We start from the raw sequence: 17,453 nt of genomic DNA on the forward strand, positions 1-17,453 counted from the left end.
CACTATAGTTTTGGTGGATTTGAGTTTGGTTATATATTTGTGTCCGCGCAACGAAGGCGCGGGGAAATGGAGGAAATCATGAAAGAGACATATGAATATGTAACGGGTAATGATGGAACTCCTGTTACTACAACAGGTGGTACTTATGCGAAAATGATGCCTCATATTGTCCCATTTGGACCTTCTTTCCCAGGACAGAAAGGTATTGGACATAATCCGAATGAATGGATGACAAGAGAGGATCTCATTACCAATGCAAAGATTTATGCTTTAACACTTTATCAATTATCTAGAAAGGAAACAGAACTATGATTGAAGTATGTTGTGGAAGTTATAAGGATGGCCTACGTGCTTACAAGGGTGGAGCCACACGCATTGAATTAAACAGTGCCCTTTATTTAGGAGGTTTAACACCCTCTGTGGCTTCATTAAAACTCTTAAAAAGAGAAACAACATTGACTATTATTTGTATGGTTAGACCTCGTGGTGCTGGTTTTACTTATGATGAAACAGAATATAAACAGATGTTATTAGAAGCAGAAGACCTATTAGAAAATGGTGCAGATGGTCTCGCTTTTGGTTTCTTAAAGAGTGATCATACAATTGATGTCAAACGTACAAGAGAATTTGTAGAACTTATTCATAAATACAATCGTACGGCTGTATTCCATCGTGCCTTTGACTGCTGTGATGATTTAGATCATGCGATGACTCAATTGGTTGAACTTGGCATTGATCGTGTTTTGACAAGTGGTGGTCAGCCTACTGCAATAGATGGAGCAGATAAGATCAAATCATTACAAGAAAATTATGGTAAGGATATTGAAATTCTTGCAGGAAGTGGTGTGAACTATAATAATGCATCCTCTTTAATGGAACATACAGGTATCTCTCAGGTACATTCTTCTTGTAAGGATTATGAAGAAGATCCTACAACTTCAGGCAAGTCTGTCACTTATAGCTATTATACTGGCACACATGCTAATGACTATGAAAGTGTGGACCAGGAAAATGTCGAAAAACTTGTCAGCAGCCTACAAAACAAATAAAAGATATATTATTACTTTCTTTGCAGTGTTCTTTTCGGCACTCTTACAAACATTTGTTCTTCAGACATTTTTGAATCCTTCTGATCTATTATCAAGTGGTTTTACAGGTGTTGCGATTCTAATTAATCGTATCAGTATGCTTTATGGGTATTCTTTATCTATTTCCACACTTGTGATTGTACTCAATCTACCTGTCGCCATTGTATGTTATAAGACAATCGGTAAGAAGTTTGTTTTCTTTTCTTTCTTACAAGTTATCTTCTTCAGTATTTTCACAAGGGTATTATCTTTTGATCCATTATTTGATGATGTGATCTTGAATGTATGTTTTGGTGGATTTCTTTATGGCTTTGCGATTGCGATTGCCTTAAAAGGTAATGCAAGTACAGCTGGTACTGATTTTATTGCTTTATATGTATCTAATAAAATGAACAAGTCAATCTTTGAATATATATTTGTCTTCAATACCTTGATGCTATGTGTTTTTGGATTTATGTTTGGCTGGGTTCATGCAGGATATTCTATATTATTCCAATTCCTCTCAACTAAAACGATTGATACATTCTATAAGCGATATAAACGTGTGACTTTAGAAATCACTACAATTCATCCTGAAGAATTACGTCAGGCGTATATTGCACAATATCGTCATGGTTTGACTATGCTTCATGGTGAAGGAGGCTATAGCGGTCATCCTCTTACAATGATTCATACTGTCGTGTCAAGCTATGAAGTACAGGATATTGTGGTTTTGATGAAGAGTATTGACTCTCATGTCATTATCAATATATTACCAACAGAAAACTTTGTCGGTGGATTCTATCAAAAACCACTCGATTAACAGGCTTCGGCCTGTTTTTTTGCATGAAAAAACCTCTCATATGAGAGGTTAAATGCTTAATTCTTCTATACTACAAGTGTTTTCTTCTTTGAAGTATTTTTCTGTTTCCGCAATGACTTCTTTTCTAAGTCCAATTAAACCGATGAGGTTAGGAATTGCCATACAGCCATTGACGATATCTGCAAGAATAAAGATAAACTGTAATGACATAAATGGACCAATCGCAATAAGAATAATGAAGATGATCTTATAAATCTTGATAGAACGAATACCTGCAAGATAATACATACATCTTTCACCGTAGTAGTTCCATCCAATAATTGTAGTAAACGCAAAGAAAATCAATCCAATATTTACAATATATTCACCAATAAATGGAATAATAAGTCCTCTATTAAAGGCAAGTGATGTGACTGCAGCTCCTTCTAAACCACTTGTGTTCGCACCAGTGATTAAGATTGCAAGACCTGTCATTGTACAAATGACCATTGTATCAATAAAAGTACCAGTCATAGATACAAGTCCCTGTTCTACACATGAATCAGTCTGTGCAGCAGCTGCGGCAATAGGAGCACTTCCTAAACCACTTTCGTTAGAGAAGATTCCTCTACTAATACCCATCTTCATCGCAACACCCATACCAGCACCAAAGACTGCTTTGATATCAAAAGCTGAAGCAAGTACTATCTTTAATACATGAGGAATCATTGGAAGATGTGTTAATAGAATAAGTACAACACCACTAATATAAAATACACACATAAATGGAATCACTTTTTCAGCAACTGCCGCAATTCTATGAATTCCACCAATTGTGATAAAACCAACAAGAAGAGTAAGAATAATCGCACTGATCCAATAAGGTACATGGAAAGAAAGATGCAATGCATCAGAAATAGATCTTACCTGAGTGAATGTACCAATACCTAAATAAGCAACAGCTACACCAAAGAATGCAAATAGAGTTGCGAGAAACTTATTGTGTAAACCTTTTTCAATATAGTACATCGGACCACCGGCAATCTGTCCATGTTCATCCTTTGTACGATACTTGATAGCGAGTACCCCTTCAGCATATTTAGTAGCCATTCCAAAGAAAGCAGAAATCCACATCCAGAATAATGCGCCAGGACCACCTGCAGAAATCGCAGTTGCTACCCCTACAATATTACCTGTTCCAATCGTAGAACTTAAGGCAGTACACAATGCTTGGAAACTAGAAACGTCTCCTTCATGATTTTCATTCTTCTTGAAAATCAAAGAGAAAGCTTTCTTTAATCTTACAAACTGAATAAACTTTAAATGAGTGGTGAAATAAATACCTGTTCCTAGTAGTAACAGGATAAGGGGCATACCCCATACGAGATTGTTGACTTGAGTCAAAAATTTGGTCATAAAAAAACTCCTTCTAATAAATTAGACGGAATTAATAGTGAAAAGTATAAGTCACTGTCCTTTTACCTGAGAGTGTTACTCCTTCGGTGCTCATTATGAGTCTCTCCAGTGATTCGTCCAATAGCGATCCTTTTACCTGAAATCTTCCATCCTTCGGTGTTCTTACAAAGAATCTCTTTCGCTACTATCATCCGTTCTTTTACAAGAAAATATTATAAACAGAGATTATTATAAATTCAATGTTTTTTTATTATAACTCTTTTTGTATAATAAGAAAAAGGGGAATGAATTTATGAATATCATATGTTATGGGGATTCTAATACTTATGGATTTAACCCTCTTGATGGGGGACGTTATGAAACAAACTGGGTGGATATAGTAAGGGAGAATTATAAAGATGATTTTGTAGTCAATGCAGGACTTAATGGCAGACTTGCGGAACCTAGACAATTCTTATATGATGTTACCTTACGTCAATATGCACCTATTGGATTATTAGTTATTATGCTAGGGACAAATAATGTAGACCACTTAGAACCTGTAGAACATATTACAGTAGGTCTTCATGTGATGTTAAGACGTGCCCTGTCTAAAGCAGAACATATATTACTTCTTGCACCGCCATACTTAAGAATTGATGAAGAAAGATATCAAAGAAGTAAAGAACTCAATAAGAAGTTAAAAGTACTTGCAGATAGCTTTCATGCAGATTTTATTGATGTAGAAGAAGTAGTAAGTGAACTTGCATTTGATGGTATTCATCTTACACAAAAGGGACATGAACAGCTAGGAAAAACAATTGTAGACTTTATAAAGAAATCCTTATAATGGATTTTTTTGTATGCTCAAAAGTGCTATACTTCGACACTAGAGGGATTAAGATATGACAAAGAATATGACAGAAGGACATCCATTAAAACTCATTATGATGTTCGCATTTCCTTTATTATTGGGTAATATATTCCAGCAGACTTATAATATTGTGGATACTGCAATAGTAGGTCAGACACTTGGTGCCAATGCACTTGCGGCAGTAGGCTCTACTACTAGTGTACAATTTTTAGTATTGGGATTTTGTATTGGTATATGCTGTGGGTTTGGTATACCTATTGCCCAGTCATTTGGTGGAAATAACTTATCTAAGATGCGTGATTTTATTTATCATAGTATCATTCTAACAATTATTATTGGCGCAATATTAACTGTAGGATGCTGTTTATTATGTATGACAATTATTCATATATTACAAATACCAGCTGAGATTGCATCACGTTCTTATATATATTTATTAATAATATTCATAGGCTTACCATGTACATTACTCTATAATCTATGTTCAAGTATATTACGTGCTGTAGGAGATAGTCGCACACCATTCTTATTTCTTGCTTTTTCTGCTTGTCTCAATATTGTGTTAGATTTATTTTGTATTATTATTTTAAAACTCGATGTCGCAGGGGCAGCCCTTGCGACAATTGTGTCACAAGGTATCAGTGGCATCTTATGTCTTATAGTCATTAAGAAACGTTTTACAGTATTACATATAGAAAAAGAAAATAAAGTAATAAAGTCATCCATCGTTAAGAATTTACTTGGGATGGGACTTCCAATGGGATTACAGTACTCTATTACTGCGATTGGCTCTATGGTCATGCAGGGTGCCAATAACTTTTTAGGCGCAACTTATATGTCTGCTTTTGCGGCGGCAGCTAAAATCAAACAGCTTGCCATCTGTCCATTTGATGCATTGGCCACAGCAGCTTCAACTTTCGCAAGTCAGAACTATGGCGCAAAGAAATATGATCGTATCAAAAAAGGAGTCATACAAACTGTTGTTGTAGGTATTATCTATGGCGTGATTGTAGGAATCTTATTGATTCTATTTGGTAGAATATTCTCAATGTTGTTTATTTCATCAAAATATAGTGCTGTCCTTGATGCATCCGCAAAATATATTACCTATATGGGATATTTCTATTGGGTTCTTTCAATTCTCAATGTATGCCGCCAGACAACTCAGGGGATTGGTTATTCTGGACTTGCAATATTCTCTGGTGTCATTGAAATGATTGCAAGATGTTTTGTATCGTTGGTATTTGTACCAATTGCTGGTTATACCGCAATTTGTTGTGCAGACCAGACAGCCTGGATTGTTGCAGCACTCTATTGTGTATTCACTTTTAGTTATTGTTTTAAAAAGATTCAAGAAGAATGACGATATTCAAGAGGTGTCATATGATACCTCTTTTTAAACTGTGTATTAAAATAGCTAGGACGACTAAAGCCACACATTTTTGAAATAGATACAATAGAATAATCTTTAGATAATAACTCAGTACTATGCACTAAACGTAATTCATTCAAATAAACTATAGGAGAAGTATGAAGATATTGAGAAAAAATACTACAGCATCTTGAACGACAAATAGAAACCGCATCTGCCATATCCTGGATGGTGATCTTCTGAGAAAGATGATCTCTCAAATAATGAATCATTTCTAACATCTTATCATAATCGTCTAGTGGTTTACTTTCTGGAAGAGTTGTACTAGCTAAATGGACAAGCTCTGATGCAGAAGATAGAATTAAAAAGGGACTCATTTCTGGAATATTAAGTAAACCATATAGCTTAGTGATGAGTGCATGAATTGTATGATCATGGATAACTATATAAGGGGCATGTTCATGATTAAAGAATGAATCAAAATAACTTAAAAGTGATTCATGCATACTAAAAGTTTCTCTTTCGATAGAGACAGTCATTAAATGGGCTGTAGAAGAAAGTCTTGCATGAATAATATGAGTATTAATCATAAAGGCTTCGCCTTTATGAATAGTAATTGATTCTCCATTAATTAAATAGGATACTTCTCCATGAAGACAATAAATGAACTCTAAAGAATCGTGATCATGATAAATTATATCATTTTCTGTATTTTCAATATGCTGGGTATGAATGGGAAACATGATAAAACTCCTTATAAACGATAGTGATATTATTATAAGTATAAAATAGATATTAATCAATAAAATTATACGATAATGATATAAAAGAAAGAAAATGCAATGATTATCAAGTGAAGTTGATAATCACTAATAAATGTAAACGGTGACACTTCATAAAAACAGACTTCTAAATATACAATAATGATATGAATAGAAAATAAGAATGAATTATAGTTCTATATAATATACGATAATGATGTGTTTGTGTAGAATGTTAAGAATATGTTATAATTTTGTTCGAGGAGCTGATAGGATGAAAGAAGAATTATTTGATGATTTAATATTAGAAAGAGGTTATGAATATGCCCAGGAAGGGGCAGTGGATCATGTACGTAAAGTAGGAGAAGTAATCTATGCCACTGTTCATGGGACAGAGGATTATCATGTAAAAATAGATGATAATGATATGTTCTGTGATTGTCCCTATGCTAAAGAGGGAGCGCATTGTAAGCATATGGCTGCTGTTTTGTATTATTTAGAGAGTCATCCTGTTTATGATGAACATACAATTATTGATGCATTAAGTGAGAAGCAGGCTAAACAACTATTAAAGAAAATATTAAAAGATCATCCAGAATATTTAGATCAACTACCACAGGTAGAAAAGAAAGTAGAAAACAAAGAAAGTGTGGAAGAGGCTTTTAGAAATCATCCTGACAAGAAATCAGCTCGTGGTTATATTGTGAAATGTATGGATGATTATATGGATATAGATATACTTATTCATACATTTAAAAACTATTTGGAAGATAAGATCGTATCCAAATATTTGATTGATTACTATAGTACACTTGATATTAAAAAAGCGATTTCATTTGTGAAATCATTAAAGACAGATAAGCCTTCTATTAAAAAGATGTATCAATCTTATTTGAAGGACTTATATTTAAAAGATAATGATAGAGAATCTTATTTAGATATTTTATGGAAACTTGTGAAAGAGGATGGACAGATAGATTTCTATCGTGAATTAAAAAGACAATATACAAAAGAGGAATGGATTCCATTAAGAGAAGATCTTCTTAATAGTCTTCCACCTCGTGCAAGACTTGATAAGATTTATTTAGAAGAAGGTATGTATGATCAGTTATTGAATCTTGTCATTCAAACACCTGGCTTATATATTCTAGAAGAGTATTATCGTGATTTATTGAATTATCCTGAACAGCTATTAAATAAGTATTTAGAGGAACTTAAACCTCTTGTAGGTAAACAGGATATCACTCATTATCTCAAAGAAATAGAAGAGATTCCTGGAGGCGTGCAGTTTATTTCTTTAAATCAATTGAGAAAATAAGGCATTTTAAGCGTATAAAAAGAGTAGGGAGATATAATCTCTCTACTCTCTTAATTTTTCTAATCCCATGATAAAGAAACTGATGATTAATAACAAGCTTGATACCCAGATAACATGAATAGATTTTCCTTGGGAAAATAAACCACCAAATCCTGCACCAAGTCCAAAAAAGAAAATAATTCCATAATAATAGAATGCACGTCTAAGAGATGCTTTATTATGTGTTTCTGTATAGTCAGCTAAAGCACTTGTTCCATTACGAATATTTCCAATACACATTGTAGATGCATAAGAATAACCACTTACTTTTCTAAATGTCTGTACTTGTAGCGCACAAGAGAATGAGACAAGAATAGTCGCTAAGCTATCTAAATGATGGGGAATAAGTCCAACAAAGAATAGAATCACTATTTCTAATACAAGTATACCCTGTCTCCAATGCATCTTTTGGGCATATTTAAAGCGAGAATGCACAATGTCCGCAATAAATATTCCTAATGCAAAGGCGATTAAAGGTAACAAATACTTTAAGGCAATCATCCATTCTCCACTCATGATATGATTACTTAATAATACGACGTTACCTGTCTGGGCATTAGAATAAACACCACCACGTGCAAAATAAGTATAAGCATCCTGAAAGCCACCAGACATGGCAAGGAAGATACTATTTATAAAAGCTTCAGACATCTGTCTTTCACGTAAAAACCATTGAATAAGTTTGTCTTTCATAACATACTCCGTTGTAAATTTAAATCAAATGCATTATACTGAATGAACAGAAATATGTAAAAAGTATTTTTGATATACTGATGATATGATTATTATATGGGAGGAAACTTATGGCAAACTATGATTATTACAGAATATTCTACTATGTAGCACAATACCAGAGCTTCACAAAGGCAGCAGAGATGTTAAGAAACAACCAGCCTAATATCACCCGTTATATCAATAACTTAGAAAGTGAACTAGGCTGTAAACTTTTTATTCGTTCTAATAGAGGTGTTAAATTAACACCTGAGGGAGAAAACTTATTTGAACATGTTGCCATTGCTCAGGAACATTTAAGACTTGGAGAAAGTGAACTACAGAAAGAAAAAGAATTAAATAGTGGTTTAATTACTTTAGGTGTCAGTGAGAATGCATTACGTATATTCCTTCTTGATCATCTAGAACGTTTCCATGAACAATACCCACATGTTCGCCTGCGTATCACTAACCATACTACACCAGAAGCATTAGAATCATTAAGAAATGATTTATGTGACTTTTCTGTTGTTACAACACCAATAGACTTACCACATTTATTACAGGTCTTGGTACTCGATCATTTTGAAGATATTCTCATTTGTGGGAAGAAGTATAAGGAACTCTCATTAAAACGTCATTCTTTAGATGAATTCAAAGACACACCTTTTATATCTCTTACAAGTCAGACAGGAACAAGAAACTTCTATAATCAATATTTTTTAGACAATGGTGTTTCTTTCCATCCTGATATTGAAGTCTCTACTACAGATCAGATTATCCCTCTTATTATTCATAATTTAGGTATAGCATTCTATCCTAGAAAGCTAGCCCAGCCATACTTAGATAAAGGAGAAGTCTATGAAATCCCGTTGATTCAATCATTACCACATCGTAAGGTTTGCTTAGTGAAGGATCCTAATAAATCACAAAGCATTGCCTCTAGTAAATTGATTGAATCACTTATACATCGTTAAGGAGAAAAATTATGCCGCTGCTTATATTTATGATAGGTGCTTGTTTTGGCAGTTTTATATCTTGTATGTCACATCGTTATATGACTCATGAATCAATACTTGGAAGAAGTCATTGTGATTATTGTGGACATACATTACATGTATTAGATTTAATTCCAGTCTTATCTTATATATTACTTAAAGGGCAATGTCGTTATTGTCGTCATAAACTCAATAAGAGTCTGCTTGTTCATGAACTAATAGCAGGCTTTTTATTTGTCTTATTTTATATTCATGATGGATTAAGTATTCTTTATTTATCTCATATCGCATCTCTTACATGCTTTTATATTATCTCTATTATAGACTTACATCTCTATGAAATACCTGATATATATCTTCTTATTAGTTTATTATCTAGCTTTAAGATTATATATCTCAAAGAATCTCTTCTATTTGTATTGTTTCTTATACTATTTGTTTATCTTTTTTATAAGATAACTGGAAAAGAAGGACTTGGTGGGGGAGATGTTAAGATGTTAGGTGTCTGCAGTCTTTCTTTAGGTATTTATCAAACGTTAAGTATCTTATCTATTGCTTGTTTCTTAGGAATCATCTTCTCTTTTATAAACCAAAAGAAGATGATTCCTTTTGGTCCTTTTATTGCACTTGGATGGTTAACTATATCTTTATTTGACAGTTTCTTCATCCTGTAATACTATTTTTGTCATAGGAGGTGTTCTTATGGCGTCACTTTTTGAAGAAACCTTTAATGAACCTCTTCCATCAAGACTAAGACCTGATAATCTAGATGAATTTGTTGGGCAGACTCATCTAGTAGGAAAAGGAAAAATACTTAGAAGACTTATAGAAACAGATTCTATTTCTTCAATGATCTTCTGGGGACCACCAGGAGTAGGTAAAACAACACTCGCAAGAATAATTGCTTCTCATACACATTCTTCTTTTATTGATTTCTCAGCTGTGACTAGTGGTATTAAAGAAATAAGAGAAGTGATGAAACAGGCAGAAAATAATCGTGTCTTTGGTGAAAAGACAATTCTATTTGTGGATGAAATACATCGTTTCAATAAATCCCAGCAGGATGCTTTTTTGCCTTTTGTAGAAAAAGGAAGCATTATACTTATAGGTGCGACAACTGAAAACCCATCATTTGAAATCAATGGAGCTCTTTTATCACGTTGTAAGGTATTTGTCCTCAATGCACTTGAAGAAGAGGATATTGTTTCATTACTCAAACATGCCATTTCTAGTCCAAAGGGATTTGGAAATTTAAATATTGATATATCTGATGATTGTTTACACCTTATTGCATCTTTTAGTAATGGTGATGCAAGAAATGCGTTATCTACTTTAGAAATGGTTATTAATAATAGCGATGAGAAGGATGGCATCATCCATGTTACTAAGACCATCATTGAACAATGTACACAAAAGAAATCTCTTTTATATGATAAAAAGGGTGAGGAACATTATAATCTCATTAGTGCTTTACATAAATCTATGCGTAATTCAGATCCAGATGCAGCTATATATTGGCTTGCTAGAATGTTGGAGGCAGGAGAAGATCCTCTTTATGTCGCAAGAAGAGTGATTCGTTTTGCGAGTGAAGATATTGGTTTAGCAGATCCCCGTGCCTTATCTATTGCGAATGATGCCTATACAAGCTGTCATTATATTGGTATGCCTGAATGTTCAGTCATATTAACACAGGCTGTTGTTTATATGTCCATGGCACCTAAATCTAATGCCTTATATATGGCTTATGAAACAGCTAAAAAAGATGCCTTAAAAGAATTATCTGAACCTGTGCCATTAGTTATTCGTAATGCGCCTACAAAACTTATGAAGGAACTACATTATGGTGATGGCTATCAATATGCTCATGATACTAAAGAGAAGATTACGAATATGCAATGTTTACTTGATTCATTAAAAGACAGGGAATACTATCTTCCAGGCACTCAAGGTGCAGAGAAACAATATAAGAATAGATTAAATGAAATCAAGAAATGGAGAAAAGAAAATCAATGAGTTATTGTGTAAAATGTGGTCATGAACTAATTGAAAAAGAAAATGGAATAGATGGGATGGTACCTTATTGTCCAAACTGTCATGAATTTAGATTTCCAATGTTTAATAGTGCAGTCAGTGCTTTGGTACTTAATCCCAAAAAAGATAAAATCCTTCTCATCCAACAATATGGACATAAAGATAATATCTTAATAGCTGGATATGTCACAAAAGGAGAAAATGCGAAGCAGGCTCTTTTTAGAGAAGTCAAAGAAGAAACAGGTCTTACTATTTCTTCCTATGAATTCAATGACAATGAATACTATGCTCGTACTAATACATATATTAATAACTATATCGTTGTTGTAGAAGATGAATCATTCCACTGCAATGAAGAAGTAGATTATGCAAAATGGTATGATTTAAAAGATGCAATGAATATCATTAAGCCTGATTCTTTAGCACAGGAATTACTGAGAAGATATCTCTATAAGAGAGAACACAATCTTGTTTTCACAAGATAAAAGACGACTATTTGAAGTAGTCGTCTAGTAAGTCATTTTTAATTGTGAATGTAGGGTTTCCCATATAACCGGGAGCTACTTCAAATTGATCAAAGCAGATGACAAGTTCGCCTTGTTTATTAATATAGTAGCTTTGATTCTTCGAAATACCTTTAAAACGAGGATTATCATTCTTTTGACACCAATATACTTTATTGGTGTCTTTTTTCATTTCTGCTTTCATTTGTATAAGTATCTCTTTAGAAATCACTTTTTTATAGTCACTATTCTTAAAATAAGCAGAAAGAGGGATACTCTTTCCTGTGGATTTGTTGATTGTATAATAAACGTTCTTTGTGTAACTATCTGCATGTGCTTTATTTAGCTCTAATTTAAGAGTAAATAACTGGTCTGTATTATAGACAATCTCATGATTAATAGAATAGTAACTTCCGCTTTTTTCCTCTTTTGAAATAAAATTCTTAATGGTAGATGCCATCTTATGATTCACTACATCAAGCGCTTCCTGTTTATTATTATCTGCAGTTGTAATCCATGGGACATGGGACTTATTGACATCTACAGTAAATAGGTTAGACAGAGTGAGTCTATTTGGTGTATTGGTATCTTTATTGAGTTGATGATTGATCAGTATAAGTATAGCTACAAGGACAATAAAAGAAAGTCCTATCTTTTTCCAAAATGTTAGTTTATGCATAGTATCACCTAACTCACATTATACACAAAAAAACTGTTCTTGCGAACAGTTTACTCACCAAATGAGATACCAACAAGCTTTGCGCTTTGTACGATTTCTCCTTCAGTATCTACATATTTTAATTTTCCTGCAGTAGCTTCTAATGGAATATGTGTAACATGATTTCCTTGTAATACAACATATTCACCATAATGTTTCTTGATGATGAGTCTTGCACCTTCAACGCCAAAACGTGTAGAGATTTCACGATCATAACTATTAGGATTACCACCACGCTGTGCATGACCAATACATGATACACGAATCTCGGCATCAATTTCCTGACTTAATTCATCAGCTACTTCATAAGCTACAGAACGACCATTTCTTGCAAGTGCTTTTGCTTTATAGTCTTTTCTTTTCATTAGTGCATCTGCTTCAGAAATAGCCCCTTCAGCACAGGCAATAATTGCATAGTTCTTTTCGTTCTTTAATGTTTCTTTAACCTTTTTCGCAACAACTTTAATATCATATGGAATCTCAGGTAAGAGGATAACATCAGCGCCTGCTGCAATACCGGCAGATAAACAGATATGTCCTACCTTATGACCCATAACTTCAATCACAAAGACACGGCTATGACTTGCGGCTGTTGTCTTGATTTCATCTAAGTAACGTGTCGCAATGGCTGTGGCAGAAGAATAACCAAATGTATAATCTGTACCCCAGGCATCATTATCAATAGTCTTAGGTAATGCAATTACATTTAGTCCTTCCTGTGATAACATATTAGCACTTTTAATAGAACCATTACCACCAAGTACAACTAAGCAGTCCAATTCAAGTTTCTTATAAGTATTCTTCATCGCTTTGACTTTATCAAAACCATTTTCAATAATACGCATACGTTTGAAAGGACATCTTGAATTTCCAAGAATTGAACCACCTACGTTTAAAATATCATAAAAATCTTTAGGCTTCATTTTTTTGTATTTTTCATACATTAATCCTTTATAACCATCAATAAAGCCTATGATTTCAACATCTTTCACATTTCTATAAAGAGTTAATGCCAACCCACGCATAGTTGCATTAAGGGCTTGACAGTCTCCTCCGCTTGTTAAAATACCAACGCGCATATTATACCTCCCTTATACTTTTTTCTTAAAGAAGTATTCCTGACTATTGATCTTCTCTTGTTTATTCTTTACACGTTTATATGTACCATCATTTAATAAACATGATGCTTTCACATTATCATGAAGCATAATATCAAACATATTAAGAATAGTCTTCTTAATACGAGGATTATGAATTGGTGCACCCACTTCTACACGTCTTTCTAAGTTACGTGTCATTAAGTCTGCAGAAGAAATATAGACATCTGGATCCTTGTCACCAAAGATATAAATACGAGAATGTTCCAAATAACGTCCAACAATAGATATAACTTGAATATTTTCTGTATAACCCTTAATACCAGGAATAATACAACAGATACCTCTTACGATTAATTGAATCTTAACACCAGCCTGACTTGCTTCTACAAGCTTTTCAATCATTTTCTTACTTGTCACTGCATTACATTTAAATCCTACATAAGCAGGTTTACCAGCCTTTGCAAGTTTAATTTGTTCATCAATCTTTTCAAAGATTCTTGAAATCATACAATGTGGTGCAACTAATAATATATTCGCATTATGATCTGTTTCACCTAAACATAAATGAGTAAAGAGTTCATTGGCTTCTTCACCAAAAGCATGTTTTGAACTCATTAAACAGAAATCTGTATAAAGTTTAGAAGTCTTTTCGTTATAGTTGCCAGTACCAATCTGAGTCAAATACTTGATACCTTCATCCGTACGATAAGTGACAAGACATAATTTAGAGTGTACTTTTAATTCACTTAAACCATAAATAACATGACATCCAGCACTCTCTAACTGTTTAGACCAGGCAATATTGTTTTCTTCATCAAAACGTGCACGAAGTTCTACTAGGACTGTCACATCCTTACCATTTTCTGCAGCACGAATTAAACTTTTAACAACCTTAGAATTCTTAGCCACACGATAAAGAGTCATCTTAATACTGATTACCTGTGGATCACGACTTGCTTCATCTAAGAATCTTAAGAATGGTGCCATAGATTCAAATGGATAAGAAAGTAATATATCATGCTTTAATACCTGTTTAATCATTGGTACAGTATTTTCTACAAGAGGTGAATTACGTGCTTCAAGTCTCTTATAGAATAGTTCTGGATGACGTGATTTTAAATAATCCTGTAAAGTAAATACAAATGAGAACTCTAATGGACTCTCTACTTCAAAGACCTGACCACTAGAAAGATCTAAGAAATGTTTCAACATATCTACTTCAATCTCTTCTAGACCTGGAGACATCTCCATTCTTAAAGGTGCAAGTTTTCTTCTTTGTTTAATAAGAGTTTCCATCATTTCACGATAATCTTCATGTTCCTGTAAAGAATAATCATCCTCTTCAATATCAGCACTTCTTATAATACGAATTATAGAAGCATTCTTTACTGTTTGTCCATGAAAAATCATAGGAAGATTTTTTTTCACAATTTCTTCTGCCAAAATAAATTTACCAGGCTTACTAGGTAAGGCAATTAATCTTTCATCAAAAGCAGCAGAGCATGAAACAATACCCAGCTTTCTCTTACCCTTTTTACTTTCTAATTGTGTCACAATATAGAGTTCACCATTATTAAGGAAAGGGAATGGCTGTCTTTTAGAAACAACCTGTGGTGATACAAGTGGAAGCATTTCCTGAGTGAAATAATGTTCGAGAAATTTTTTATCTTCTTTATCTTTAATATCATCATAACCTACAATCTCTGCACCATATTCTTTCATCTTTTCAAGATTTGATGCATAGATCTTATCTCTCTTCTTATATAAATATTTCACCTTTCTTTCACAGGCTTTAATCTGTTCAGATGATGTCATATTTGTCTTATTTTCTTTTAAAGCAGGATAAAACAAGGCCTGATCAAATAAGAATCCCATACGTACTCTAAAGAATTCATCTAGGTTCGTTTGAAAAATTGAAATAAAAGTCAGACGCTCACCTAACGGCACGTTTTCATCTCTGGCCTGCATAAGAACACGGTCATTAAACTTTAACCAAGATAATTCTCGGTTATCTTTATATATATTCATAATTAATCCTCCCATCTATATACTCATTATAGCGTTAATTCTAGCATTATACTAATAATAGTGGGATTTAGTTTAAATAAAATTTCTGTAAAGATAGTGTAAAATTTGTTCATTTCATATATTTTGTAAGAATATAAAGCTATTTTTGGACATTTTCCTAAAAATGTCTAAATGAACATTGGTCAGTTTTATTGACTTTTATCAGTAACATTCTAAAATGAGGATTAGTGAAAGAGAGAGGATGTTGATTATGAATACATTAGATAAAGTATCACATGCAGCTGAAAGAAAAGCGATGGAAGTTGCGATTGATCATATTGAGAAGGGGTTGGATAAAGACCGTACAGGAGAATATTTGAAGCTCATTGACTTGGCTGAAAAGTTTTATGGTAAAGGGCTTAGTAAAGAAAGCTATGACGCAGTGAGAATTGCGGTACAGGATCCAAGCAACAAATGGGTGAATTACATTAATAGTGTGATTGATGAAGCTAATCCAGAATTCATTAAGAAGACAGCTTTGAATCTTGGCTATGAAGCATTCTTTAGAGGTACAAAAACAATCCGTGAAAACAGAAAAAAATATAATTGTAATATCCCTTGGCTCATTCTTTTTGATCCAACAAGTGCCTGCAATATGCATTGTGAAGGATGCTGGAGTGGTACTTATGGACATAAAAGCAACTTAACTTTTGAAGATATGGATAAGATTGTCACACAAGGTAAAGAATTAGGTGTCTATCTTTACTTATTAACTGGTGGGGAACCACTTGTAAAGAAGAAAGAAATCATTAAATTAGCTGAAAAGCATAATGATGTAGAATTCGCAATCTTCTCTAATTCTACTTTGATTGATGATGCGTTCTGTAAAGAACTTGTTAGACTTGGTAATATTACATTCTTATTATCAATTGAAGGTACTCCAGAAACAAATGATGCAAGACGTGGTGCAGGTCATTTTGAAGCTGTTATGAAGGCTATGGATCTCTTAAAGAAATATGGTATTGTCTTTGGTACATCTATCTGCTATACAAAATATAATGTAGAAGCAGTCACAAGTGATGAATTCTTTAAGATGATTACTGATAAAGGGGCTCGTTTTGGTTTCTATTTCCATTATATGCCAGTAGGAAACAACGCAGTTACTGACTTACTTCCTACGATCCAGCAGAGAAAATATATGATTGATCGTATTAGATATATCCGTTCTGATGAATGTAATATTAACTTCTATCCAATGGATTTCCAGAATGATGGTGAATATGTTGGTGGATGTATTGCAGGTGGTAGAAACTACTTCCATATCAACTCTAATGGTGATGCAGAACCATGTGTATTTATTCATTATTCAAATACAAATATTCATGATAATTCTATTCTTGAAATGTTGCAGTCACCTTTATTCATGGCTTATCATGAAGGACAGCCATTTAATGAAAACCATTTAAGACCTTGTCCAATGTTAGAAAACCCATCATTATTAAGAGAAATGGTGAAACGTACAGGTGCGCATGATACAAATATGGAATCTCCTGAAACAGCAGACCACTTATGTGATAAATGTGAAGACTATGCAAAAGAATGGGCGCCTATTGCAGAAGAATATTGGAAGGATCACAAGCATCCTCGTCCTAAATATGAAAACTATGCACCTAAGAGAATGGAAGAATTAGGCTTACATAACGAAGAATAACTATGGGGCAGTAGAGATACTGCCTTTTAGTATGCAATTTAGTTAT

At 33.4% G+C, this 17,453-nt stretch carries 17 protein-coding genes and 1 riboswitch; of the genes, 11 read left to right on the forward strand and 6 right to left on the reverse strand.

The window, feature by feature from the left end:
- From EAI80_RS03425 to EAI80_RS03435, 3 genes are all read left to right on the forward strand, one after another.
- Positions 1-312, forward strand: a 312-nt coding sequence (locus tag EAI80_RS03425; RefSeq protein WP_238634384.1) for a M20/M25/M40 family metallo-hydrolase, incomplete at its 5' end; no start/stop codon positions are given.
- On the forward strand, positions 309-1,049 hold the full coding sequence (locus EAI80_RS03430; RefSeq protein ID WP_129980927.1) for a copper homeostasis protein CutC: 741 nt from the start codon (positions 309-311) through the stop codon (positions 1,047-1,049). The genes EAI80_RS03425 and EAI80_RS03430, both read left to right, overlap by 4 nt.
- Complete coding sequence (locus tag EAI80_RS03435; RefSeq protein ID WP_129980928.1) at positions 1,012-1,890, forward strand: YitT family protein; 879 nt, start codon at positions 1,012-1,014, stop codon at positions 1,888-1,890. Before EAI80_RS03430 ends, EAI80_RS03435 begins: the two co-directional genes overlap by 38 nt.
- A gap of 48 nt (positions 1,891-1,938) precedes the next feature.
- Here EAI80_RS03435 and EAI80_RS03440 read toward each other — a convergent pair whose 3' ends face one another.
- A complete protein-coding gene (locus tag EAI80_RS03440; protein WP_129980929.1) occupies positions 1,939-3,285 on the reverse strand; it encodes a sodium:alanine symporter family protein in 1,347 nt (448 codons plus the stop codon).
- Positions 3,286-3,329: 44 nt separating this feature from the next.
- A riboswitch (glycine riboswitch) is annotated at positions 3,330-3,404 on the reverse strand.
- Positions 3,405-3,577: 173 nt separating this feature from the next.
- Here EAI80_RS03440 and EAI80_RS03445 point away from each other — a divergent pair.
- Together EAI80_RS03445 and EAI80_RS03450 are read left to right on the forward strand one after the other, a co-directional pair.
- Positions 3,578-4,114 carry a GDSL-type esterase/lipase family protein gene (locus tag EAI80_RS03445; RefSeq protein WP_129980930.1) on the forward strand — a complete coding sequence of 179 codons (537 nt, stop codon included), beginning with the start codon at positions 3,578-3,580 and terminating at the stop codon, positions 4,112-4,114.
- A gap of 55 nt (positions 4,115-4,169) precedes the next feature.
- Positions 4,170-5,501, forward strand: coding sequence for an MATE family efflux transporter (locus tag EAI80_RS03450; protein WP_129980931.1), 1,332 nt, complete (start codon positions 4,170-4,172; stop codon positions 5,499-5,501).
- Here the strand turns inward: EAI80_RS03450 and EAI80_RS03455 are convergent.
- The gene (locus tag EAI80_RS03455; protein ID WP_129980932.1) at positions 5,489-6,253 is read right to left on the reverse strand and encodes an AraC family transcriptional regulator; all 765 of its coding nucleotides are present in this window, start codon (positions 6,251-6,253) and stop codon (positions 5,489-5,491) included. The two genes, EAI80_RS03450 and EAI80_RS03455, sit on opposite strands and share 13 nt — an antisense overlap.
- A gap of 292 nt (positions 6,254-6,545) precedes the next feature.
- Between EAI80_RS03455 and EAI80_RS03460 the strand changes: the two genes are divergently transcribed.
- Positions 6,546-7,589 carry an SWIM zinc finger family protein gene (locus tag EAI80_RS03460; protein ID WP_161220273.1) on the forward strand — a complete coding sequence of 348 codons (1,044 nt, stop codon included), beginning with the start codon at positions 6,546-6,548 and terminating at the stop codon, positions 7,587-7,589.
- 42 nt (positions 7,590-7,631) lie between these two features.
- On the opposite strand, the gene EAI80_RS03465 is transcribed toward EAI80_RS03460, so the two are convergent.
- Positions 7,632-8,321, reverse strand: a complete 690-nt coding sequence (locus EAI80_RS03465) for a YoaK family protein (RefSeq protein WP_192923991.1) — start codon at positions 8,319-8,321, stop codon at positions 7,632-7,634.
- 110 nt (positions 8,322-8,431) lie between these two features.
- On the opposite strand from EAI80_RS03465, the gene EAI80_RS03470 reads away from it, so the two are divergent.
- Genes EAI80_RS03470 through EAI80_RS03485 form a run of 4 tightly spaced genes read left to right on the forward strand, consistent with a single transcriptional unit; the run spans position 8,432 to position 11,853 of the window.
- Positions 8,432-9,316, forward strand: coding sequence for a LysR family transcriptional regulator (locus EAI80_RS03470; RefSeq protein WP_129980934.1), 885 nt, complete (start codon positions 8,432-8,434; stop codon positions 9,314-9,316).
- 11 nt (positions 9,317-9,327) lie between these two features.
- Positions 9,328-10,011, forward strand: a complete 684-nt coding sequence (locus EAI80_RS03475) for an A24 family peptidase (protein ID WP_129980935.1) — start codon at positions 9,328-9,330, stop codon at positions 10,009-10,011.
- A gap of 28 nt (positions 10,012-10,039) precedes the next feature.
- Positions 10,040-11,350: a replication-associated recombination protein A gene (locus tag EAI80_RS03480; RefSeq protein WP_129980936.1), complete on the forward strand. Its 1,311-nt coding sequence runs from the start codon at positions 10,040-10,042 to the stop codon at positions 11,348-11,350.
- The gene (locus tag EAI80_RS03485; protein WP_238634386.1) at positions 11,329-11,853 is read left to right on the forward strand and encodes an NUDIX domain-containing protein; all 525 of its coding nucleotides are present in this window, start codon (positions 11,329-11,331) and stop codon (positions 11,851-11,853) included. Before EAI80_RS03480 ends, EAI80_RS03485 begins: the two co-directional genes overlap by 22 nt.
- 7 nt (positions 11,854-11,860) lie before the next feature.
- Here the strand turns inward: EAI80_RS03485 and EAI80_RS03490 are convergent, their stop codons facing one another.
- From EAI80_RS03490 to ppk1, 3 genes are read right to left on the reverse strand one after another with little or no spacing between them, the layout of a single operon-like run.
- Entirely contained in the window at positions 11,861-12,550 is a 690-nt protein-coding gene (locus tag EAI80_RS03490) for an RsiV family protein (protein WP_129980937.1), read from the reverse strand.
- A gap of 50 nt (positions 12,551-12,600) precedes the next feature.
- The gene (locus EAI80_RS03495; protein WP_129980938.1) at positions 12,601-13,668 is read right to left on the reverse strand and encodes an ATP-dependent 6-phosphofructokinase; all 1,068 of its coding nucleotides are present in this window, start codon (positions 13,666-13,668) and stop codon (positions 12,601-12,603) included.
- 12 nt (positions 13,669-13,680) lie between these two features.
- Positions 13,681-15,717 (reverse strand): polyphosphate kinase 1, encoded by a 2,037-nt coding sequence (gene ppk1, locus EAI80_RS03500; protein WP_129980939.1) that lies wholly within the window; start codon positions 15,715-15,717, stop codon positions 13,681-13,683.
- Between the two features lie 250 nt (positions 15,718-15,967).
- On the opposite strand from ppk1, the gene EAI80_RS03505 reads away from it, so the two are divergent.
- Positions 15,968-17,407: a radical SAM protein gene (locus EAI80_RS03505; RefSeq protein ID WP_129980940.1), complete on the forward strand. Its 1,440-nt coding sequence runs from the start codon at positions 15,968-15,970 to the stop codon at positions 17,405-17,407.
- The last annotated feature ends 46 nt before the right edge of the window (positions 17,408-17,453 follow it).

The sequence above is a fragment of the Catenibacterium sp. co_0103 genome, assembly GCF_004168205.1.
Lineage (GTDB): Bacteria > Bacillota_I > Bacilli_A > Erysipelotrichales > Coprobacillaceae > Catenibacterium > Catenibacterium mitsuoka_A.